Annotated in this window: 20 protein-coding genes; 8 read left to right on the plus strand and 12 right to left on the minus strand. The window is 66.1% G+C overall.

The features are described 5' to 3' along the window. The first annotated feature begins 9 nt into the window (after window positions 1–9). From CIT40_RS22730 to CIT40_RS22740, 3 genes are all read left to right on the plus strand, one after another. Window positions 10–564 carry an inner membrane-spanning protein YciB gene (locus tag CIT40_RS22730; RefSeq protein ID WP_094895696.1) on the plus strand — a complete coding sequence of 185 codons (555 nt, stop codon included), beginning with the start codon at window positions 10–12 and terminating at the stop codon, window positions 562–564. Between the two features lie 188 nt (window positions 565–752). Beyond that, window positions 753–1049 carry a hypothetical protein gene (locus tag CIT40_RS22735; protein ID WP_094895697.1) on the plus strand — a complete coding sequence of 99 codons (297 nt, stop codon included), beginning with the start codon at window positions 753–755 and terminating at the stop codon, window positions 1047–1049. Between the two features lie 15 nt (window positions 1050–1064). Further along, complete coding sequence (locus CIT40_RS22740; protein WP_094895698.1) at window positions 1065–1985, plus strand: SH3 domain-containing protein; 921 nt, start codon at window positions 1065–1067, stop codon at window positions 1983–1985. A 108-nt stretch (window positions 1986–2093) separates the two neighbouring features. Here CIT40_RS22740 and CIT40_RS22745 read toward each other — a convergent pair whose 3' ends face one another. Next, window positions 2094–3749: a fumarate hydratase gene (locus tag CIT40_RS22745; protein ID WP_094895699.1), complete on the minus strand. Its 1656-nt coding sequence runs from the start codon at window positions 3747–3749 to the stop codon at window positions 2094–2096. A gap of 243 nt (window positions 3750–3992) precedes the next feature. On the opposite strand from CIT40_RS22745, the gene CIT40_RS22750 reads away from it, so the two are divergent. The 3 genes from CIT40_RS22750 to CIT40_RS22760 all read left to right on the plus strand — a co-directional run bounded on the left by CIT40_RS22750 (window position 3993) and on the right by CIT40_RS22760 (window position 6253). Beyond that, a complete protein-coding gene (locus CIT40_RS22750; RefSeq protein WP_094895784.1) occupies window positions 3993–4466 on the plus strand; it encodes a hypothetical protein in 474 nt (157 codons plus the stop codon). A 269-nt stretch (window positions 4467–4735) separates the two neighbouring features. Then, a complete protein-coding gene (locus CIT40_RS22755; RefSeq protein WP_167443370.1) occupies window positions 4736–4909 on the plus strand; it encodes a hypothetical protein in 174 nt (57 codons plus the stop codon). A 222-nt stretch (window positions 4910–5131) separates the two neighbouring features. Beyond that, window positions 5132–6253 carry a helix-turn-helix transcriptional regulator gene (locus tag CIT40_RS22760; RefSeq protein WP_094895701.1) on the plus strand — a complete coding sequence of 374 codons (1122 nt, stop codon included), beginning with the start codon at window positions 5132–5134 and terminating at the stop codon, window positions 6251–6253. Between the two features lie 317 nt (window positions 6254–6570). Here the strand turns inward: CIT40_RS22760 and CIT40_RS22765 are convergent, their stop codons facing one another. The 10 genes from CIT40_RS22765 to flgB form a co-directional block, all read right to left on the minus strand. Further along, window positions 6571–7278, minus strand: coding sequence for a glutathione S-transferase (locus CIT40_RS22765; RefSeq protein WP_094895702.1), 708 nt, complete (start codon window positions 7276–7278; stop codon window positions 6571–6573). A gap of 197 nt (window positions 7279–7475) precedes the next feature. Continuing rightward, window positions 7476–8156 carry a lectin gene (locus CIT40_RS22770; protein WP_094895703.1) on the minus strand — a complete coding sequence of 227 codons (681 nt, stop codon included), beginning with the start codon at window positions 8154–8156 and terminating at the stop codon, window positions 7476–7478. A 145-nt stretch (window positions 8157–8301) separates the two neighbouring features. Next, on the minus strand, window positions 8302–9324 hold the full coding sequence (locus CIT40_RS22775; protein WP_094895704.1) for a Tim44 domain-containing protein: 1023 nt from the start codon (window positions 9322–9324) through the stop codon (window positions 8302–8304). A gap of 328 nt (window positions 9325–9652) precedes the next feature. Further along, window positions 9653–12232, minus strand: a complete 2580-nt coding sequence (gene cckA / locus CIT40_RS22780) for a cell cycle histidine kinase CckA (RefSeq protein ID WP_094895705.1) — start codon at window positions 12230–12232, stop codon at window positions 9653–9655. A gap of 155 nt (window positions 12233–12387) precedes the next feature. Beyond that, window positions 12388–13467: a flagellar biosynthesis protein FlhB gene (gene flhB / locus CIT40_RS22785; RefSeq protein WP_094895706.1), complete on the minus strand. Its 1080-nt coding sequence runs from the start codon at window positions 13465–13467 to the stop codon at window positions 12388–12390. A 6-nt stretch (window positions 13468–13473) separates the two neighbouring features. After that, the gene (gene fliR / locus CIT40_RS22790; protein ID WP_094895707.1) at window positions 13474–14244 is read right to left on the minus strand and encodes a flagellar biosynthetic protein FliR; all 771 of its coding nucleotides are present in this window, start codon (window positions 14242–14244) and stop codon (window positions 13474–13476) included. A gap of 17 nt (window positions 14245–14261) precedes the next feature. Next, a complete protein-coding gene (gene fliQ, locus CIT40_RS22795; protein WP_018321865.1) occupies window positions 14262–14525 on the minus strand; it encodes a flagellar biosynthesis protein FliQ in 264 nt (87 codons plus the stop codon). Window positions 14526–14700: 175 nt separating this feature from the next. Beyond that, window positions 14701–15015: a flagellar hook-basal body complex protein FliE gene (fliE, locus tag CIT40_RS22800; RefSeq protein ID WP_094895708.1), complete on the minus strand. Its 315-nt coding sequence runs from the start codon at window positions 15013–15015 to the stop codon at window positions 14701–14703. Window positions 15016–15031: 16 nt separating this feature from the next. Next, window positions 15032–15457: a flagellar basal body rod protein FlgC gene (flgC, locus tag CIT40_RS22805; protein ID WP_094895709.1), complete on the minus strand. Its 426-nt coding sequence runs from the start codon at window positions 15455–15457 to the stop codon at window positions 15032–15034. A gap of 18 nt (window positions 15458–15475) precedes the next feature. Further along, window positions 15476–15880 carry a flagellar basal body rod protein FlgB gene (flgB, locus tag CIT40_RS22810; RefSeq protein ID WP_094895710.1) on the minus strand — a complete coding sequence of 135 codons (405 nt, stop codon included), beginning with the start codon at window positions 15878–15880 and terminating at the stop codon, window positions 15476–15478. Window positions 15881–16232: 352 nt separating this feature from the next. On the opposite strand from flgB, the gene CIT40_RS22815 reads away from it, so the two are divergent. Continuing rightward, complete coding sequence (locus CIT40_RS22815; RefSeq protein WP_094895711.1) at window positions 16233–17189, plus strand: flagellar biosynthetic protein FliO; 957 nt, start codon at window positions 16233–16235, stop codon at window positions 17187–17189. Next, window positions 17186–17944, plus strand: a complete 759-nt coding sequence (gene fliP / locus CIT40_RS22820; RefSeq protein ID WP_094895712.1) for a flagellar type III secretion system pore protein FliP — start codon at window positions 17186–17188, stop codon at window positions 17942–17944. Before CIT40_RS22815 ends, fliP begins: the two co-directional genes overlap by 4 nt. 190 nt (window positions 17945–18134) lie before the next feature. Here fliP and CIT40_RS22825 read toward each other — a convergent pair whose 3' ends face one another. Continuing rightward, window positions 18135–21896, minus strand: coding sequence for a tetratricopeptide repeat protein (locus tag CIT40_RS22825; protein ID WP_162307621.1), 3762 nt, complete (start codon window positions 21894–21896; stop codon window positions 18135–18137). Window positions 21897–21898: the final 2 nt, after the last annotated feature.

Consider the following 21898-nt stretch of genomic DNA (forward strand, 5'->3'; position numbering starts at 1 on the left):
GGATCGACGATGAAGGACGTATTCGCCCGCCTCGCCTCCGACCTCTTCTCCGCCATCGTCTTCCTGGTCGTCTATCTCGTCACCGACAACGTCATCCTGGCGACTTCGGTGGCGATCGCCGGCGCGTTCGCACAAGTGGTCTACGCCCGCATCAAGGGCCAGCAGCTCAACTACATGACTTACGCGAGCCTCGGGCTCGTCGTCGTGCTGGGCACGGTCACGCTCTTGACCAATGATCCCCGCTTCATGCTGGCAAAGCCCGCGATCGCGCATTTCGCGATCGGTCTGATCATGCTCAAGCGCGGCTGGATGCTGCGTTACATGCCGCCAATCGTCGTCGAGACCGTTCCGGAATATGTCACGGCTGCGGGCTATGCCTGGGCGGCGCTGATGTTTGTGATCGGCGCCGGCGTGATCGTGGTCGCCTCCACAGGCGATTTGAAGCTGTGGGCGTTCTACCTCACGGTGGTCGCCGGCGGCGGTAAGATCCTGGCCTTCGCCGTGCAATATGTCGTGCTCCGGCTCGTCGTCACCAGCCGCCGGCGCGCCGCCGCCCGCGCCTGAAGCGCGACGTGATCGCGCTGCAGGCGTCGTCTGAGCATGATCTTTACCGAAAACCGCTGCACACTTTTCGGGATCATGCTGCAATGCCCTATTCGAGGGTTAGTCAGGAGCCGCGAGTTGAGCTATAGGCTCGCTCGGGACTGGCCGCGGATCGTCGCGGTCCGCCGGGATTTGTTCGGGAGACGGGAATGGCCGTAGACGGCAACTGGAATCTGACCATGACGACGCCGATGGGTGAGCGCCAGGCGACGCTGAGCCTCAAGGCCGCCGGCGGCACGCTGACGGGCACGCAGGGCGCGGAAGGCAATACCGCCGAGATTTTCGACGGCACCGTCTCCGGCGATGCGGTCAACTGGAAGGTCTCGATCGACAAGCCGATGCCGCTGACGCTCGAATTCATCGGCACCGTCTCCGGCGACAGCATGAGCGGCGAGATGGGCATCGGCCCGATGGGCAGCTTCCCGTTCACGGGCACCCGCGCGTAAGGCGCGCTGGCCATCATGCGCGTGCTTGGTCTCATCGCGGCGACGGTGCTGTGCGTCGCGACGCAAGCGGCACGCGCGGATGACACCGAACCGGCGTGGCGAGCAAGCGCGCTCGCACTGGTGCCGGCAGGCTATGTCGCCGGCACCGCCTATCGCACCGAAGGCGCGACCGGCTACCTCGCCGTCTATCCCGCGGCGTCGAACGATCCGAAGACACCCGCCAGCGTGTTCGCGGCACGTCAAAGCCTCGTGGTCACACTGACACCGGATGCGACGCGCGCAGTGTCCGCCGAGTTGAAGCCGCGCGCCGGGCCTGATCCGGATAACGACGACACCGACTTCGCAAAATTGCACACCGAGCTTGCGGCCAAGCGGGCGACGCTGCCCGATGGCACCGAGCCCTGCGACCTCGGCGCCTGGTCGATCGACAAGGATCCTGCCGGCCTCAACGTGCGCGCCGAGCCGTCGGCGACGGCGCGTGTGCTCGGCACGCTGCCGCCGCCCTATCGCTTGAAGCTGGGCGGCGCCGAGAACACGCCCGACGGCGGCTGGCTCACCGAATTCCGCATCATCGGCGTCAGGAACGGCTGGTTTCTGATCGAAGGCGCCAAGCCGCCGGGCAAGGACTACGAGGACGAGAAGAGATATCCGCGCAGCGCGCCAAAACCCTATGCCGGGCGCGGCTGGGTCGCCTCCAACAAGGTCGGCGCCGCCTATGCCAATGGCGCCACCCGCATGGGCGGACTGTTCCAGGCGCCCTTCGTCGATGCCAAATGGATGCCGGCCCAGCGCGAGCTCGGCGGTGCGATCGATACCGACGGCGGCCCGAAGCGCCTGTTCGCCTGCAGCGGCCTCTGGGGTCTGGTCGAGAGCCAGGACGGCGTCCGCGGCTGGTGGCGCGGGCTGTGCTCGAACCAGGTCACGAATTGCAGCTAGGGCAAACCGAGACTTTGCCGATAACTCAACTCGTCATACGCGGGCTTGACCCGCGTATCCATCTTCCGACGCGCGATGGATGGCCGGGTCAAGCCCGGCCATGACAACTCAGCCCAAATTCAATTCCTTGAAGAAGTCGTTGCCCTTGTCGTCGATGATGATGAAGGCGGGGAAATCGACGACCTCGATGCGCCAGATCGCTTCCATGCCGAGCTCGGGATATTCGAGCACCTCGACCTTCTTGATGCAGTGCTCGGCGAGGTTCGCCGCCGCGCCGCCGATCGAGCCGAGATAGAAGCCGCCATATTTCTTGCAGGCCTCGCGCACGGCAGGCGCCCGGTTGCCCTTGGCCACCATCACCATCGAGCCGCCGGCGGCCTGGAACTGGTCGACGAAGGAATCCATGCGGCCCGCCGTGGTCGGACCGAACGCGCCGGAGGCGTAGCCTTCGGGCGTCTTGGCGGGTCCGGCGTAATAGACCGGATGGTTCTTGAAATAATCCGGCAGCGGCTCGCCCCTCTCCAGCCGCTCGCGCAGCTTGGCATGGGCGCTGTCGCGCGCGACGATCATGGTGCCGGACATCGAGACCCGGGTCTTGATCGGGTGCTTCGAGAACGTCGCGAGGATGTCCTTCATCGGCTGGTTGAGATCGATCTTGACGACATCGCCGCCGAGCGCCTGCTCGACCTCGGGCAGATACTGCGCCGGATTGTGCTCGAGCTCCTCGAGATAGACGCCGTCCTTGGTGATCTTGCCGAGCACCTGGCGATCGGCCGAGCACGACACGCCGAGCCCGATCGGCAGCGAAGCGCCGTGACGCGGCATGCGGATCACGCGGACGTCGTGGCAGAAATACTTGCCGCCGAACTGTGCGCCGACGCCGAGCGATTGCGTCATCTTGTGGATTTCCTGCTCCATCTCGACGTCGCGGAAGGCGTTGCCGTCGGGCGAGCCGTGGGTCGGCAGCGCATCGAGATAGCGGGCCGACGCCAGCTTCACCGTCTTCATGCAGAGCTCGGCCGAGGTGCCGCCGATCACGATGGCGAGGTGATAGGGCGGGCACGCGGCGGTGCCGAGCGTGAGGATCTTTTCCTTCAGGAAAGCGAGCAGCCGCTCCTTGGTCAGCACCGAGGGCGTGGCCTGGAACAGGAAGCTCTTGTTGGCGCTGCCGCCGCCCTTGGCCATGAACATGAACTTGTAGGCGTCATCGCCATCGGCGTAGATCTCGCACTGCGCCGGCATGTTGTTGGCGGTGTTCTTCTCCTCGTACATCGAGAGCGGCGCGACCTGCGAGTAGCGCAGATTGCGGCGCAGATACGCATCGCGCGCGCCTTCCGACAGCGCCGCCTCGTCGTCGCCGTCGGTGATGACGTTGCAGCCCTTCTTGCCCATGATGATGGCGGTGCCGGTGTCCTGGCACATCGGCAGAACGCCGCCGGCCGCGATGTTGGCGTTCTTCAGAAAGTCGAGCGCGACGAATTTGTCGTTCGGGCTGGCCTCGCCATCCTCCAGGATGGCGCGGAGCTGCTTCAGATGGCCGGGGCGCAGGTAATGGTTGATGTCGCCGAAAGCGGCTTCCGACAACGCCCGCAGCGCCTCGCGCGACACCACCAGCATGTCCTTGCCCAGGACCTTCTCGACCCTGACGCCCTCGGCCGTGATCTTCTTGTAGGGCGTCTCGTCCTTGCCGAGCGGAAACAGCGGGGTGTGCTTGTAGGGCGGAACGGGCTTGGCCGGGTCGGGGAAGGCGGTCGGAGCGTTCATGGGCAAATCTCGGGGTTTTGAAGCCGTAGCTGGCCTCTCAGCATGGAAGCGTTCTAAGCTTTTTTGCCATAAAGGGAAGGCGTTCCGGCGCGGCCGGGGCATCCCGATTCGGCAACGAAGGGGTACCTTTCCGAGGGTTGCCGGCGGGACCAAAGCGATCATGATGCTTTTTAAGATCTGGCGGCGCCCCTTGCACTTCGCGCCCGCCGACGCTTGAATGCGCGCCTCAAGGGGCTTTTCATCATGATTTTCAAACTGCACTTCCGCGGCGCGATCCTGGTCGCCGCCGCCATCACCGGCCTTGTGACCCTCGCCTCGCCCGCGCGCGCCGATCGCTGCGACGACAGCGCCAAGGAGCTGGCGACCCAGATCGATCGCCTCAAGGTGAACTTTCGCGCCGCCAACGTGGTCTATCTGACGCACCCGGCGGCCAAGGAGCTGTCGGTGGGTTGCCGCGGCGACAAATATTCCATCGAGCTCTATGCCAAGGGTGATCGCAAGCCGACGCCGGAATTCTATGCGCTGGTGGGATCGATGGCGGCGATCGTCTTCACCGTGACCAAGGACGACACCACGACGGGCGCGACACGCTGCCTGAAGCGGATGGGTCTCTTGCGCGGCGACAAGATCAGCATGCGCTATCGGCGGCTCAACATGGAATGCACCCGCACCAAGAAGGACGCCTCCATCGCGATCACGCGCGGCAAGGACGAGTAGCGAGGATCACTCTTTCCACACATTCCGTCATCGCGAGGAGCCCTTGCGACGAAGCAATCCAGGCCGTCTCCGTGGAGATAGTCTGGATTGCTTCGCTGCGCTCGCAATGACGAGGAGAGGTCTCGTTGCCTCGTTGATAGAACGCGAGGACGCGCACGAAATCAGCCCATCCGACCGCAGCAGATCGCTCGCATTTTAACGAATGCCTTGAAGGAATTTTCGCGTCTCGCAGGGCAGGATCAATCGTTTCCATATGTGAGGATTTGCGGATGAACGTTTCTACCGTTGCGCCGCCGCCGATCGCGATCGTGGTTCCGAGCTACGACACGAGCAAGCAGCAGGACGACCAGACCAAGACTGCGGATGCCGACCCCACCTACAAGCCGCAGCCGCCCGCGCCGCTGCCGCCGGGTCAGGGCACGCGGATCGATCAGCTCGCCTGATCGATCCTCTCGATGACGAATTGCCCGATCCGGTCGATCGGGCTTTTTCGCGTCCGGCCGCGTGTGCGCCACCGTGGCCATCTCCCCTTCGCGCACGCCCCGGTCGTCAACCACCGCCTTCGGCTCGGAGCGCATCTTCAAGTGTGATCCGCCTCATCAAATCTCCGCGTCCCTCGTGCTCATGTGCGAGGCCGAACGAGCATGCATCGATGGGACGGGCCGATGGAACTGAACGAAAAGCTGCTGTCGCTGGTGGCGGACATCTACGATGCAGCGCTCGACGATTCCCGATGGCCGTCGACGCTTCGTTGCATCGTCGACATGGCGGGCGGCCAGAGCGGCGGCCTGGTGCGGATAGGAGCAGCCGGCGAGGCCGTGATCGCGCATGCCGTCGGGGTCGAACCCGCCTATGTTCAGTCCTACATCGAAACCTATGAGCCGTTCGATCCCTCGCGCAGCGTGCTCCACGCGCCGGTCGGCGAGATCCAGACCATCAGCGACTGGATCGATGTCGACGAATTCCGTACCACCCTATTCTACAACGAATGGACCCGGCCGCAGGGCCTCGAGGACGCCGCCAATATCCTGCTCGACAAATCTGCCGAGGGAATATCCCGCCTCTCCATCATGAAGGCCGGCGGCCCTGTCGACCGCAGGATGGTCCAGGTGATCGCCCACCTCACGCCGCATTTGCAACGCGCCATGGTCGTCAGGCAGAAGCTGCAGCAGCAAAATGCGCTGGAGACGATTTCGGTCCGCACGCTCGACGCCCTGCGAACCGCCGTGCTGCTGCTCGATGCCGAGGCTCACATCACGCACGCCAATGCCGGCGCGCGCGACATTCTGGACGAGGCCGAAATCCTGCGTTCGGTCCGGGGCCGGCTGCAGACGTCCGACCCGAATGCCGATCGTGTGTTGCGGCAGGCGCTGGCGGGCACGGCTGTCGGCGACCGGGCGATGACGAACGCGAGCATCTCGCTGCATCTGACGGCGCGCGACGGCTCGCATTACGTCGCGCACCTGCTGCCGCTGACCGCCGGGCGCCGGCAAAGGCTCGCAGCCAGCTACGACGCCTGCGCCGTCCTGTTCGTCGGCAAGGCCGCGCTCGATACGACCGTCGCGCCCGACCTGATCCGCAAGCTGTTCAAGCTGACGCCGGCAGAACTGCGTGTCTTCCTGTCCATTGTCGAGATCGGCGGAGTTCCCGACGTGGCCAGGAGCATGGGCATCGCCGAAAGCACGATCAAGACCCATCTCGCCCGGATCTTCGTCAAGACCGGCACCAAACGACAGGCGGATCTGGTTCGGCTGATGGCGGCCTACACGCCGCCGATCAGGATCTGAAGCCGGATCATCGCGGCGGCGGCAAAATCGCGTCTCCTCGTCCGATCGACTGACGTCACCGCGAGCGAACCTCGCTAGAGGGAAGCGCACCTTTGCGACGGGAGACGACGATGTTCTGCAAGCCACCCTGCCCCGACGAGCACGACCTCTCTCCCGTCCCCGACGATTCCAGCAATCTGCCTGCGCCGGAGCGCTCACGTGCGCTTCCCGGCCAAGACGCGTTCGGGCGATCGATCTCGCCCGAAGCGGCCGGTCCGGAACGGGGACTGCCGCCAGCCTCCCTCCGGACCGGCTAGATGTCCTGCGTCGAAAACGCTCTAGCCGTCGAGCTCCTTGTAGCGGCGGAAGATGCCCTGTTCGTTGAAGGGAATGCGGCGTTCGCTTGCCAGATAGGCCTTGATGTTCGGCCGCGCGGCGATGCGGTCGTGCAGGGCGACGAGCCCCGGAATGTCCGTCTCGAACGCCGTCATGCGTTTCGGGAAGGCATAGCGCAGCCCGGCGACGATCTGGAATAGCGAGAGGTCGACGTAAGTGAGCCGCCGGCCGGTGACATAGGCGCCGCCATTGCCGGCGAGAAGCTGCTCGAAATAGCCGAGATATTTCGGCACGCGCTCGCTCCAGAAATCCGCCGTGCGCTTCTTCGCCGGCGGCCTCTGGTCCTCGTAATAGAGCGAGGGCCCGAGTGGATGATGGGTGTCGTGGATCTCGACCACGAAATCGGTGATGGTGAGCTGCAGCTGGTGCACCCAGAGCTGCCCGGCCTCCGCCTTCGGCGCGAGCCCGTGGCGGCCGCCGAGATAGAGCAGGATATTGGCGGTCTGGCCGATGACGAGCTTGCCCGCCTTCAGGAACGGCGGCGCAAAGGGCGGCGTGCCCTGATGCGCGTCCATCATCTTCATCATCGCGGCCGTGCCGCGCGGCCCGCGTGCGACATCGACGTAAGCGGCCCCCGCCTCCTCCAGCGCCGACCGCACATATTCGCCGCGGCCCTGGATCTCGGGCCAGTAGTAGAGTTCGTATTTCATGAGAGAGGTCCGTGAGCGTGGGGACGATCGGACCAATGTAGCATAGAGCCGCATGTTCCGTCGTCATGTGACGGAACATCGGCGCCACAACGTCACTGCGAGCGCAAGCAAAGCAATCCAGAGCGTCTCCGCGGAGGCGGTCTGGATTGCTTCGCTACGCTCGCAATGACGAGACTAAAGAGCTTCGCGCCCTTAACTCAATTCGCCGCAAAACAATACAACAACCCGTCGCCGCCGGTGCTCTTCAGATCGGCCTGCGAGCAGCCGCCCTCGGGACCGCGCGAGGGGTGGGAGCTGTTCCATGATTTCGACGGCTCATCGTCGCGAAGGCCTTGACGATCCGCATGGCCGACGACCGCGGCGCCTTGCGTGCTCGACGTCCAATTCTTGCAGGTCTTGTCGTCACCGGCGGCGAACGCGGTGCCGTCGGGTTGCGTGCCCGTCAGGATGTCGTGCCGGTTCGGCGTGTCACCGCGGCCGTTGATGACCTCGCCCTTTTCGCTGAGCGCCGTTTGCTTGGTGAGGTTGTTGGCAGCGCCGTGCAGCTCGGCCATGTCCTTGGCGATCATCGTGCCCTTGGCGTTCTGCCACGGTCCCTTGCCGATGCGGTCCTTGGCGTTGACGGCCGGCTTGCCGTCGGCGGCCTGCGTAGAGAGATAGGCACGCCAGGTCTTGGCGCCGGCGCCGCCGGCCTGCGCAAGCTTCTGGCATTGCGCATCGGCTCCCTCGAGCCCACCGAGATCAGCGCCCTTGCCCGGGCCATTGGACGTCACGAAGAACGTCATGTCGGCCGACTGTGCTTGCGCCGATGGCATGGCCAGTAAGGCGATTGCCAGCGCAAGGCCTGAAATCGTCACGGCTTTCTCGATGCGGATCATGTGGTCCTCCCGTTGTGCTTGTCGTTGGCTGCCTGATTTCAACCCAAGGCGCGTCCGCTTATTCCAATGCGGCGCGATACGCCGAAAAGAAAAAGGCGCCGTGCGGTAAGCACGACGCCTTCGTTTCGTCCGAGTGTTTCAGCGATCAGTTGGTCTGCTGGATCGCCGACAATTCCCAGCTGCTGCCGGGCCGTCGGGCGAAGGTCCAGACTTCAGTGACTTCACCCGGCTGTTCGCTGCCGGCGACGACCGTGCCGCTGTTGCGGTCGAGCGTCTTGTCGGTGAGCGCGAAGCGCAGCGCAACCGTCGCGTAGTCGGTCTCGCCCTCGCGCCAGGCTTCCGCGAGGTCGCCCTGCAACAGCTTGACGCCGGTCACCTTGTTGACGACGTTGCGCGCGCGGTTCTGGCCGAGGTCCTGCTCGAAATAGGAGACCATCTCCGGCGTCGCGAGCGTGTGCAGCTTGGCCACGTCCTCGTTCGACCAGGCGGTCTGGACGTCGCCGAGCAGGCGCTCGAACGCCTCGTAATCGTCCGGCTTGATCTCGAGCGGCGCGTTGTTGGCGTTCGCGCCGAAGCCGAAGCCGCCAAGACCGCCGGCAAGTCCACCACCGAGGCCGCCGCGCTGGTTCGGCTGCGGTCCGGAAGCTGCGCCCGCATCGGCATTGGCATAGGCCGCCTGCGGCGTCTGACGGCGCTGCCACCAGGACATCGCCAGCCGCACCACCAACACCACAAGCACGATCTGGATGATCAGGCCCAGGATCGAGGACAGGCCGCCGAGGCCGCCGAACAGGCCGCCGCCGAACAGCATGCCGAGCAGGCCGGCGCCGAGGAAGCCGGCCGCAAGGCCGCCCATGAAGCCGCCGGCGCGGCCACCGAACAGGCCGCCGCGCGCGGGCGCGGACGCAGCCGAGTTCATGCCTGCACCCGGCTGGGTGTAGGTGCGGTTGAATTGCGAGGCCGAGCCCGGCGCCGTGGAGGTCGAGGGCGGCGCCGAAAAGGTGCGCGAGCCGCGTGAGCCCGACGAGCCGCCGCCGCCGACACGCGCGTCGGCGGACGAGATCGCCAGTGCGGTCGGCAGCGCAAGCGCCAGCACGACAGCGATCGTCTTGAAGAGACTGCGGGAGCGTAGCGAGAAATTCATGTGCGTTTCCCAAATCCCCGGCATGGGGACGTGCCCCTAAGATGGGCAGACTTCCCGAAAAGTGAAGTGTGTTTGGGAACTTGCGGCTGCGGCCCTCAGTCGCGGGGATGTGGCAAAAGCCCATATTTGGCCGTGGTTTGGCCGGATGCGCGGGGAACCCGTGGTTGCGGGCTACCGGCGGTTTTGACAAGAGACTTCCGCTCTTTCGCCTCCTTGCGAGCCCGGCTCTCTCGTCGTCATTGCGTGGAGCGCTTGCGACGAAGCAACCCACACTGCCGCCGCCGAGAGATTCTGGATTGCTTCGCTGCGCTCACAATGACGGAGAATGTGGGGCAGGACGTAAGCCCACTTCTCACCCCTGCTTCGCCATCGTCTCCTTCACCGCCGCCACCAGCTGGCTGAGCGTGAACGGTTTCGGCAGGAAGTCGAACTGCTGGCCCTCAGGCAGGCTCTTCTCGAACGCGTCCTCGGCATAGCCGGAGACGAAGATGAACTTGATGTCGGGGTTCTTCTCCCGCATCGCCTTCAAAAGCGTCGGGCCGTCCATCTCGGGCATGACGACGTCGGAGACGACGAGATCGATCGCCCCGCTCTGCTCCTCCAGCACTTCCATGGCATCGACGCCATTCTCGGCCTCGACCACGGTGTAACCGCGCGAGCGCAAGCCGCGTGCGTTCAGCGCGCGCAGGCCCTCTTCGTCCTCGACCAGTAGGATGGTGCCCTGTCCCGTGAGATCGGTGCGCGGCTTGGCCTCGGCCGCCGGGGCATCCTTTCCGGCGCCGTTGGCCGCGCTGACCGCAGCCGCCGGCTGCTCGACCTGCGCCTCGGGCTCGGCATGATGGCGCGGCAGGAAGATGTGGAACGAGGTGCCCTTGCCCGGCGCGGAATCGACGTAGATGAAGCCGCCGGTCTGCTTGACGATGCCGTAGACGGTGGAAAGGCCGAGGCCGGTGCCCTTGCCGACCTCCTTGGTCGAGAAGAACGGCTCGAAAATCTTGTCGCGGATGTCGGCGGGAATGCCGGTGCCGGTGTCGGCGACCTCGATGCGGACATAATCCGCGGCCGGCATGCCCTTGTAGGCGAGCTTGGCCGCTTCTTCCGCGGTGACGTTGGCGGTGCGGATGATCAGCTTGCCGCCGTCGGGCATGGCGTCGCGCGCGTTCACCGCGAGATTGACGATGACCTGCTCGAACTGGGAGACGTCGACCTTGACCGGCCAGAGATCGCGGCCGTGGATGGTCTCGTGCTTGACCTTTTCGCCGATCAGCCGGCGCAGCAGCATCGCGAGATCGGACAGCGCATCGCCGAGATCGAGCACCTGCGGCCGCAGCGTCTGCCGTCGCGAGAACGCCAGCAGCTGCCGCACCAGCGTGGCGGCGCGCGTGGCGTTCTGCTTGATCTGCATGATGTCCTGGAACGACGGATCGGTCGGCTTGTGCGCGTTCAACAGGAAGTCGTTCGCCATCATGATGGCGGAGAGCACGTTGTTGAAGTCGTGGGCGATGCCGCCGGCGAGCTGGCCGACCGTCTCCATCTTCTGCGACTGGTTGATCTGGTTCTCCAGCGCGCGCCGCTCGGTGGTCTCGAGCATGTGCACGATGGCGGCTTCCGCCTCGTTCTCGGCAGCATCGACCGGCGTAACGAAGAACTGGCCCCAGCGCTCCCTGGGCCCTTCCAGCGCCACTTCCACCGGCGCGACGTCGGCCTGGCCTTCGGCGGCCTGGTTGATGGCCGCGATCAGGAGGTGACGGTCGCGCGAATTCACCGCTCGGAAGATCGACTTGGAGGCGCTGTCGAGCCCGAGCGCCTGCCCGAGCTTGGCGTAGCGCGCATTGGCGCGCACGACGTTGCCGGCGCGGTCCACGGTCGCGATCGCCATCGGCGTATGGTCGAAGAAGCGCATGAAGCGCACTTCGGCGGCACGATCGGGATCGCTGCGCTCGTCGCGGGCGCGGCTGATCACGAGCGTGCGCGACGGCCCCGGGGCGCCGTCGGCGCCGAAGGCGAGCTTGTGATAGAGCCGCACCGGCATGGTCTTGCCGGTGCGCATGCGCAAATCGATGTCGAAGACCTCGGTCTTCACCTCGCCCGGCACGGCCACGATCGACGTCAGCAGCGAGGCACCGTCGCCGGAGACGATGTCGGTCAGCTTGAGACCGCCCGAGCCGATCTCGGCGAGGTCGTAGTCGAGCCAATTCGCCAGCGTCGCGTTGACGTAAGCGAGCTCGCCGGCGGGATTGACCGAGAAGAAGCCGCACGGCGCGTGGTCCAGATATTCGATGGCGTGCTGGAGCTCCTGGAACACGTCCTCCTGGCGCTCGCGGTCGCGGGTGATGTCGGCGATCGACCACACCGCGTATTTCGCCTCGCGCTTGCCGGTGCCGAGCGGGCGCACCCGCATGCGCAGCCAGCGGCCCTGGCTGCCGTCCTGGCCGGAGATGCGAACCTCTTCCTGCTGCCGCTTGCCTTCGCGCGCGGCCTTGAGCAGGCGGAACACGGCCTCCGAAACGTCGGGGTTGCCGATGAAGACACGCTCGACCGGGCGCACGTCCTGCGGGCCGGTCGCGCCGGTGAGCGTCAGATAGGCCGCGTTGGAATAGACCACGTGGCCGCGCTGATCGGTCACGGCGAGGCCATCGAACCCGTGATCGGCGATCCGGCCCACGACCGGATCGTCGAGGCTGCGGTCGGCGAAGCGGATGATCCCGGCGGCGAAAGCGAACAGGTTGAACAGGCCGACCATCGCCAGCACGGCAAGGATGCCGAGGATATAGGGCTGCGCCTGCGCGCGCCCGAGCGTCATCAGCCCGATGGCGACGGCGACGAGGCCGGCGGCCACCAGCAGCACCAGCGCAATGCTGCCCGAGCGCGGCGACGGCTCGTGCGTCGCAACGGGCTCGCGGGTGAGGTCGTGGTCGGTTTCGGCGGTCATTCTCGAGCTGGCGCAGCCTGTCTGCAGAGAATCAACGCGCGACAGCGCGCGTGGGGTCCTCCCTGCCTGAATCGGACCCTGAGGTGCAAGGGCAGCGGAGGCGAAAGGTACGCTGATTCCCAGATTACCGCCATTTCCGGTACTTTTCGGGTGTTTTATCCTCGCCCGGCGCCAAATCCGCGCTTCAGCCGCATGACGTAGCCGATGACTTCGGCGACCGCATGGTAGTGCTCGGCCGGGATTTCCTGATCGATCTCGACGGTGGCGTACAGCGCGCGGGCGAGCGGCACGTTCTCCACGATCGGGATGTCGTGCTCGCGCGCGATCTCACGGATCTTGAAGGCGAGATTGTCGACGCCCTTGGCGACGCAGATCGGGGCCGTCATGCCGCGCTCGTAGGACAGCGCCACCGAGTAGTGGGTCGGGTTGGTGATGATCACCGAGGCCTTGGGAACCGCCGTCATCATGCGCTTCCTGGAGCGTTGCTGGCGCAACTGCCTGAGCTTGCCCTTGATGTGCGGATCGCCTTCGGACTGCTTGAACTCTTCCTTGATCTCCTGGAGCGACATCTTCTGCCGCTGGAACCAGCTGCGGTACTGGAAGAAATAATCGGCAATGGCGATGATCGCGAGCGCCGCGACCACCGCACCGAGCAGATGGATCGTCATGCTGGTGCTGGCGCCGAGCATGGCGGCCGGGTCGAGCCTGACCATCGCCTCCATGCGATGCCGCTCCGGCCACAGGATCATGGTCATGACCACGCTGAGCGCGACCAGCTTGCCGATGCCCTTGAGAAAATTGGCCGCCGCCTGCTTGCCGAAGATGCGCTTGAAGCCGGCGCCGGGCGATATCTTGCTGAATTTCGGCGTCAGGGATTCGGCCGACCAGACCAGGCGATGCTGCAGCATGTTGCCGGCAATCGCCGCCAGCATCAGCATCATCAGAGGCACGCCGATCGCCGCGAGAATGGCGAATTCGATCTGCTGCATCAGCGCGATCAGGGCCTTGCCGTCGGTCTTGATCATCCAGGAATTGGCAAGCAGGCCCCGCATCGGCGCCAGCAGCCCGCTGCCCACCGAGGCCGAGAAGGTCGAGACCACGAGCGTGCCGCCCGCCATCATGAACCAGGTGTTGATCTCCTGGCTCTTGGCGACGTCGCCGCGTTCGAGCGCGTCGTCCAGACGCTTTTGCGTCGGGTCTTCTGTTTGACTCTCTGGGTCCTTGTCTTCTGACATCTACCGTTACCTCAGCGGCATCAACTGGTGCATGACACCGATGAAGTAATCCAGATACGTCCCCATCATCGCCGTGAGCACCATGGCGAGCACCAGGAATCCCGCGAAGATCGAGAGCGGCACGCCGACGAAATAGACCTGCATCTGCGGCATCAGCCGCGCCAGCACGCCGAGGCCGATGTTGAAGACCAGGCCGAACACCAGGAACGGTCCGGAGAGCTGCAGGCCGAGGCGGAACGCGGCGGCAAAGGCGCGCGTTGCGAGCGCGGCCACGTCGCCACTCGATACGGTCTCGCCCGGCGAGAAGATCGTATAGCTGTCGTTCAGCGCCGCGATCACCAGATGATGGCTGTCGGTGGCGAACAGCAGCGTCACCCCGAGCATGGTCAGGAAATTGCCGACCAGCACGCCCTGCTGGCCCTGCGTCGGGTCGACCGAGGTGACGAAGCCGAGCCCCATCTGTTGCGCGATCACCGATCCCGCGACCTGGAGCGCCGACAGCGTCACGCGCGCGGTGGCGCCCAGCACGATTCCGATCGCGATCTCGTGCAACATCAGGACCAGGAGCGGCGCCAGCGAGCCCATGTCGACATGGTAGGCGTCGCGATGCAGCGGCAGGATGATCAGCGTCAGCAGCAGCGCGATCGACAGCTTGATCCGCGTCGGAATATTGGTCTCGCCCAGCCCCGGCAACAGCATCACCATCGCGCCGACCCGGGCGAAGGCGAGCATGAAGGCGGCGGCGAGCGCCGGCAGCAGCGAGACGTCGATGCGCATAATCGACGCATCTTGCCTCAGCCGCCGATGATTCGCGACGATATCCGCAGCATGTGGGCGTGAAGCGCGTCGGCCATGAACGGCAGCGCCAGCAGCATCGTGGCAAAGATGGCCAGGATCTTCGGCACGTAGATCAGCGTCTGTTCCTGGATCTGCGTCAGCGCCTGGAACAGCGACACGATGACGCCGACCACCAGACCGACCACCATCAGGGGGGAGGACACGATCACGATCGTCCAGATCGCATCGCGCGCAACGTCGAGGGTCTCGGGGCCGGTCATTGCATAATTCCTTGTTCAACTTTCATCCCCGCCACCGCGGCGAGGAGCGAACGCCCTCTCCCCGTCATTGCGAGGAGCCGTTGCGACGAAGCAATCCAGACTGCCTCGCCGGAGAGATTCTGGATTGCTTCACTACGCTCGCAATGACGAATGGAGCGAGCGCCAACGCCGAGGATCAGATCGGCATCTTCATGATGTCTTCATACGCCGCGATGACGCGGTCGCGGACCGAGACCAGGGTGGACACCGCGACGTCGGTGTCCGCCACCGCCGTCACCACGTCCATCACGTTGGCCTTGCCGGCGGCCATCGCCACCGTCTGCGCGTCCGACTTGCGGCCGGACTCCATGACGCTGCCGACGGCGTCCTTCAGCATCGAGGCAAAGGATTGCCCGCCGGCCTCGGTGGCTTTGCCGGCACCGGCACCGCTGTTCTCCAGCACACGGGCAAGGTTGGCATAGGCGTTGGCGGCGACTGTCGGTGATGCCATGGCTCAATTGTCCTGTTCAGCTCTTGAGAATGTCGAGCGTGCGCTGGATCATCCGGCGCGTCGCACTTATGATGTTGAGATTGGCCTCGTAGGACCGCTGCGCGTCGCGCATGTCGGTCATCTCGACCACCGAGTTCACGTTGGGATATTTGACGTTGCCGCTGGCGTCCGCGACCGGATTGCTGGGCTCGTATTTGACGCGGAAGTTCGACTGGTCGGGCTTGATCTTGCCGAGCGTGACGACCTGCGCGTCGAGCGTGCGGTCGAGCGCGGAGGAGAAGGTGGGAACCTTGCGCCGATAGGGATCGCCGCCGGCGGTCTGCGCGGTCGAATCCGCGTTCGCGATGTTTTCCGAGATCACCCGCATGCGGCCGGCTTGCGCCCGCAGACCGGAGGTCGCGATCGCCATCGAACGGGCAAAGTCGCTGCTGTCATTGGCCATGATGCGCCTCCCCTACCTCTAGCCCTTGCCGATCGCGGTCTTGAGCAGGTGCAGGCTCTTCGAATAGAGCGAGGTCGCCGCCGCGTAGTCCATCTGGTTGCTGGCCGCCTTCATCATCTCCTCTTCGAGATTGACGGCGTTGCCCGCGGGGCGGGTCTCGAAGCCTGCATTCCTGTTCTGGTCGAATCCGGAAGCAGCCCCCGACGGCGCCATGTGAGAGCTGCTGGTGCGGGTCATTGCCAGGGGGCCCATCGAGCCGGTGACGGCCCCGGCCTTGTCGAGCTTGGGCTCGACCAGGTCGCGCGGCCGGAATTTGGGCGTGTCGGAATTGGAGACGTTCTCGGACAGGACGCGCTGGCGCTCCTGGTGCCACTGCATCTTGGTGCGAAGCGCCGACAGCACCGGGAGGTCGTTGATGGACATCGTCGCGGCTCCTTCCGCCTGCTTGCGAACCTTGGGTCCGCCGCTAGGCAGAATTTGCCGCGTGTATGGTTAACAGCTGGTTAAGGCCGCCCTCGATGCGTGTCCCCGGGCGGGACACAATTTTGCGCTCCCGTGATTCTACGTCTCCAAAACCGGCATTAACCCAACCATTTGGCGGCGCATGCACAGGCCAAGAAGTCGTTTTGGATCGAGCGATTCATGGGTTATTAAGACTTGGGGACGGCAAAACTTGCCGTGGGACGTTAAGAAATCGCAGTTTGGGGCATCGTTAGAGCCGGTGGTTGGAGTCTGACCGTCGGCACGAGAACAGCGCCATTTGTCGGGGACAAGTATGCAAGGCAGCCCTATCACCTTCATCGTCGCGTTCATCGTCGTCCTGGCGTTGATCGGCGTCGCTGCCTGGCTGGTGCGCCGATTCGCCGGCGGCCGGGTCGGCGCCAACACCCAGCGCGGCAGGATGCCCCGGCTCGCGGTGATCGACGCTGCCGCGGTCGACGGTCGGCGCCGCCTGGTGCTGGTCCGGCGTGACAATGTCGAGCATCTCCTGATGATCGGCGGGCCGACCGATATCGTCGTCGAGCCCAATATCGTTCGCGCCGCGCCCGGCCGCGACCAGCTTCCGCAGCGTCCGAACGCGGAACCGCCGCGGCTTGCGCCCATGCCGGATACCAGCGGCTGGGCCGACGAAGCACCGCGACCGGAGTTGCTCGATCATCCCGAGCCGCAAATGCCCGAGCCGCCGCCGCGGCCCGCGCGCCCGTCCTTCGCCGACGAGGTGCGCCGGCCCGCTCCCGCGCTGGCCGAACGCCGCAGCGATCCCCTCGCCGGCTTCACGGCCGATCCGGTCGCGCCACGCCTCGAGCGTGAACCGCGGCCCGAGCCGCTGCCGCCGCGCGTTCCGCGCAGCGAGGCGCCGCTGATGCCGCGGCCGCCCCGCCAGAGCGAGCCGCCGAAGATGCCGCCGGTGCGCGCCGAGCGCGTCGCTGCCCCGCCTCCTCCGCCGGTGCCGCAAGCTCCGCCCGTTCCGCCGCCGGCTTCCACTGCCGCCCCCTCCAGCGCCGAGCAAAATCTCGCCGAGATGGCGCAGCGGCTGGAGGCTGCGCTGCGTCGCCCGGCCGGCGAGACGGTCGCGCCTCCGGTTGCGCCGGAGCCGCCTGCTGCTCCCCCGCGCGCCGCACGCAGCGAGCCGCCGGCACCACCGGCGAAACCGGCCGCCGAAAAGACCAGCTTTGAAAATCTCGAAGACGAGATGGCCTCGCTGCTCGGCCGTCCGAAGCCGTCTTCGTGAGGCTGCCGTCCCTCCCGCGTAGAGTTGTTTTCCTTTCTGTTCTGATCGGCGCGGCATCGGCAGCGATGCCGGCGCACGCGCAGGACATCAGCATCAATCTCGGCGGCGGCGCCGGTGGCGGCGGCGTCACCGAGCGCGCGATCCAGCTGATCGCGCTGCTCACCGTGCTGTCGATCGCGCCGTCGATCCTGATCATGATGACGTCGTTCACGCGCATCGTGGTCGTGCTGTCGCTGCTGCGCACCGCGATGGGCACGGCGACCGCGCCGCCGAACTCGGTGATCATCGCGCTGGCGATGTTCCTCACCTTCTTCGTGATGGGGCCCGTGCTGCAAAAATCCTACGACGACGGCATCCGCCCGCTCGTCGCCAACCAGATCGGCGTCGAGGACGCGCTGCAGCGCGCCTCCGTTCCCTTGCGCGGCTTCATGCAGAAGAACGTGCGCGAGAAGGACCTCAAGCTGTTCCTCGACCTCTCGGGCGAGCCGCCGCCGGCCACGCCCGACGAACTGGCACTGCGCATCCTCGTCCCCGCCTTCATGATCTCCGAGCTGAAGCGCGCCTTCGAGATCGGCTTCCTGTTGTTCCTGCCCTTCCTGATCATCGACCTCGTCGTCGCCTCGGTGCTGATGTCGATGGGCATGATGATGCTGCCCCCTGCGACGATCTCGCTGCCGTTCAAGCTGATCTTCTTCGTTCTGGTCGACGGCTGGTCGCTGGTGGCCGGAAGCCTGGTGCAGAGCTACGGGGGATAGCGGCCTTCTGGTGACGCTCGCGTTCCCACCGCTCCCGCGATAGCCTCCGGCCCCTCCCCGTCATTGCGAGGAGCCCTTGCGACGGAGCAATCCAGACTGCCGCTGCGGAGGGATTGCTGGATTGCTTCGCTGCGCTCGCAATGACGGACGATGGAGCGGCGGCTCGTCGCTTGAACGCAGAGACTGAAAGCTACCGCGTCATCTTGATCTGCCGCACGACCGGGATCGTCGGCAGCGAGCCGGTGTGGTCGGCTTCTTCCTTGGCCTGCGGCGCGCGGGCGGTGGCGTCGGGGAAGCGTTGCTTCATCTCGCGCAGGAAGCCGTCGAGCGTATCGACGCTGGCGGCGAGCTTGGCGATCTCGGCGAATTCGGCGCTGGAGGCCGCGGCAGGCTTGCTGGCGATGTCGAAGGCGAGACGGTCCGCGCTCTCGCTCATCAGCGGCGCGTATTTCTCGCGGAAGCGCGACAGGCCGATCGAATCGTCGGCGAGCGCGTAGCCGACCGCGGCGCGGATGATGTCGCTCTTCTCCACCGAATTGAGCGGCTTGAAGTCGCGGAAGCGCTCGCCGTAATAGAGCTCGATCTGCTCGGCGGACTCGCGCCAGCGCCGTGCTGCCCAGAAGATGTCGGAACGCAGCCGCAGCACTTCGCGCCCGGAGACGTTGGAGACGATATCGAGTGCGAGATCGTGACGGCCGACGTCGCTCTGCGCGCGCGCTTCCAGCAACAGGCGCTGCTGCCTGAGCTCGCCGGAGAGATCGCTGATGCGGCTCGCGCGCAGCGCCGTGATCGCCTTGTCCGGTTTGCGATTGGCGAGATAGATCATGGACAGGCGTGCGGCAACCTGGGCGCGGGCGGCGCCTTCGAGGCGGTGGTCGACCTGATATTGCAGCAGCTCGGCCGCCTGGTCGAGCAGGTCGATCGAGGCGAGACGGTCGGCGAGACGGCGGATCAGCTCGTCGCCGCGCCGGCCGATCGGCGTCAACTCGCGAAACTCGTAGAACAGCCCGAGCGCCTCGACCTCGGGCAGCTCGTCACCCTTCGGCCCCAGGAAGATCTGCGTGAACAGGTCCGAGGCGAGATCCTGCGCCTGGCGCGAGGCTTCCGAGTTCGGCTGCAGCCTGGTCGCGGTGCGCGCTGCGGTGAGCGCGTCGCGGTAGCGCCCGCCCTCGGCGTACATCTTCGACAGTATCTGCAGCGTCCTGACCTCGATCGAGTCGCCGCGCCAGGTCATGGACAGGGTTTCGAGCTCGCTCAGCGCCTCGTCCTTGCCGATCTCGTCGCGTTTCTGCCGCAGCGCGATCTCGAGCTGCTTGGCCTCGGCCGCAGCCGGCCGATCGGCCGAGGCGGCCGCGAATCTGTAATCGTCGAGCGCGTCCTTGTCGTGGCCGAGCGCCTCGGCGAGCCGGCCGCGCAGCACGGCGAAGCCGGGCGCGGCCTCGGGCGAGACGCCGACGACCTCGAGCTCGCTGCGGCGCTTGGAGGCGCCGGCATAGTCCTTCACCTCGAGCGAGGCGCGCATCGCCTCCATCGTCACGATGCGCTGGATGTCGAGCGGCAGCGAGGCGATCGCGAATTCGACGTTCTTGAACTTCTCGCGCGCGTCAGCCCATTTGCCCTGGCGCGCATAGGCGAGCGCCTTCCAGAGCTGGGAATCGTGGCTGTTGCCGATCACGGGATTGGCCAGGTCCTTCAGGCCCTGCGCCGGACGGCCGATCAGGATGCTGGCGATCGCATGCATGATCAGCGCGCCGCTCTCCTCCTTGTTGAGCGGATCGCTCAGCATCAGATCGGTGACGGCCTTGGCTTCGTGATACATCGCGCGCGACATGTAGAATTGCGCGAGATCGAGCCGCGGCAGCGAGCGCAGCGCCGGCTCGACGGCCGAGATCGCCGTGATCAGCTCGCTCTGGCGCGTCACGAAATTTTCCGACTGGCCTTTGCGCCAGCCTTCGGGGCTGAACACCGGACGCACCGCGGTCGGCGCCCGCTCGGCCGAGATGTCGACCGGCGACAGCGTCAGTCCGCCCTTCTTGCCGAGGATCACCTTGTCGGCGCCGACCTCGACGCCGACCTCGTCGGAATTCGGCCGGATCGCGATGCCGTGCGCAGATTCCAGCAGCGAGAGATCGACGAGATCCTGCCGCTTGATGAAGCCGCGCACCGGCCGCTGCGCGGTGACGACGAAGAGCGTGTCGCCGGCATCGGGGTCGGTGAGCTTGTGCAGCTGGCCCGGATTGGCGAAGGGGATGGCGATGTTGGCGAGCGCGGGGTCGGTGATGTTGCGCGACATCATCAGCGGCAGCGGCGTCGTCTGGATCTTGTCGGCGAGCGTCAGCATCCAGTTGGTCTCCTTGCCGACCTCCTCGCTCGCCAGCGAATAGACCAGCGGGCGGGTGAGACGGATGCGCACCGCCTGCCCCTTGTCGAGCGGAATGCGGCCGACATCGCCGATCATCACCCCGCCCTTGCTGCGGATCGCCTCGACGTCGATCGGCTTCGGCGTATCGAACACCAGCCACACCGTGTCGCCGCGGCGGAACGCCGCCGCCGGTGTTGCGACCTGAATCGGGAACGTCACGCGCAAGCCGTCACTGTCGCGGCGCGCATCGACGCCGGCGACGGCGGGCTGCGGCGCGGCCGGCGCTTCGGCGGACGCGGCCTTGGCGGCGTCCTTGACCGGCTCCTTCGCGGCCTCTTTCGGCGCTTCCGCAGGCGCCGGCTTGGCAGGCGCGGCCGCAGCTTCGGCCATTGGCGGCGCGGGCTTCGCAGCTTCCTTCGAAATTTCCTTCGGAGCTTCCTTCAGAGCTTCCTTGGACGCTTCCGGCGCTTGCGCGGCCTCGGTCGCGGGAGCCGGCGCCGGTTTCGGCGCTTCCGCGGTCGGCATCGCGGCGGGCGCGGCCGGCTTCATCTCGGGCTTGACGTCGATCTTGGCTTCGCGCGCGATCGTTTCGGAGGTCGGCGGCGCGATTTCGCCATGGGCGTCCTTATGGACGTCCTTCGGCTTCTGGGCCGCTTGCTTGTCCGGCGCCGGCGCGGGTCCGTGACCTGCAGGCTTCATCTGCGCGATCGCCGCCTCGGGCGTCGCGGCGGTCTTGCCCTTGTCGGGCTGGAAGGAGACGTCGACGACGTAGTTCTTCTCGTCGCGGAACGAATGCACGTCGGAATCGCCGATCAGCGCGATCTCGACATTGGTCTGGTCGATGTCGGCCTTCTGCTTGATCGAGGCGACGTTCGGCGGCGCTGCGACGACGGCGTCCGCCAGATCGAAATTAAGGTTGGCGTTGAAAGCGAGCGTGAGCTTCTGCTCGTTGAGTACGGAGGACACGCCGACGCCGTCGGGCATCTCGAACACGAAGCGCACGAAGGTCGGCTGCACCGAGGCACGCACGCGGATCTGCGGACGCTTCTTGGTCTCCGCCGCGGCACGCTGGGCGCGCAGCGCGCGCTCGGCCGCGCGGGCGCGCTCGGCGAGTTCCTTGACGACGTCCATCGGCAGGCTCGGCGGCGGTCCCTTCCAGCCCTCCGGCAGGAGGTCGACGAAGGTGCGCTCGCCCGCATTCATGGTGTTGACGGTGACGCGACGCGCCAGCGACAGGCGGATGGCGCCGCCATCGGGGTCGCTGCGCGCGGAGTTGACGTAATCGGGCGCGCCTTCCGGAACGCGGTCGACGGGAACGTCGACCGGCCGGTCGAAGCGGATGATGAGGATGGAGCCCGCGGTCGTCACCTCCGAGGGCACGTCCTCGCCGAGCTTGATCACGAGACGGGCAAAGCCGCCGCCGGCCGAAAAGCTCGCCTCGCCCCTGACCGGATCGGCCGCCCGGGCCGGCGCACCGAGGCCGACCAGCAGGCAGACCGCCAGGACGCCAGCTTTTCGGACATGACGCGACAGCCCCGGCGCCAGAGCGCGGGCTCGCGACCACAATCCATCGGCAGCCTCTCGCGCCATTG

This window comes from Bradyrhizobium amphicarpaeae (assembly GCF_002266435.3).
GTDB classification, from domain to species: domain Bacteria; phylum Pseudomonadota; class Alphaproteobacteria; order Rhizobiales; family Xanthobacteraceae; genus Bradyrhizobium; species Bradyrhizobium amphicarpaeae.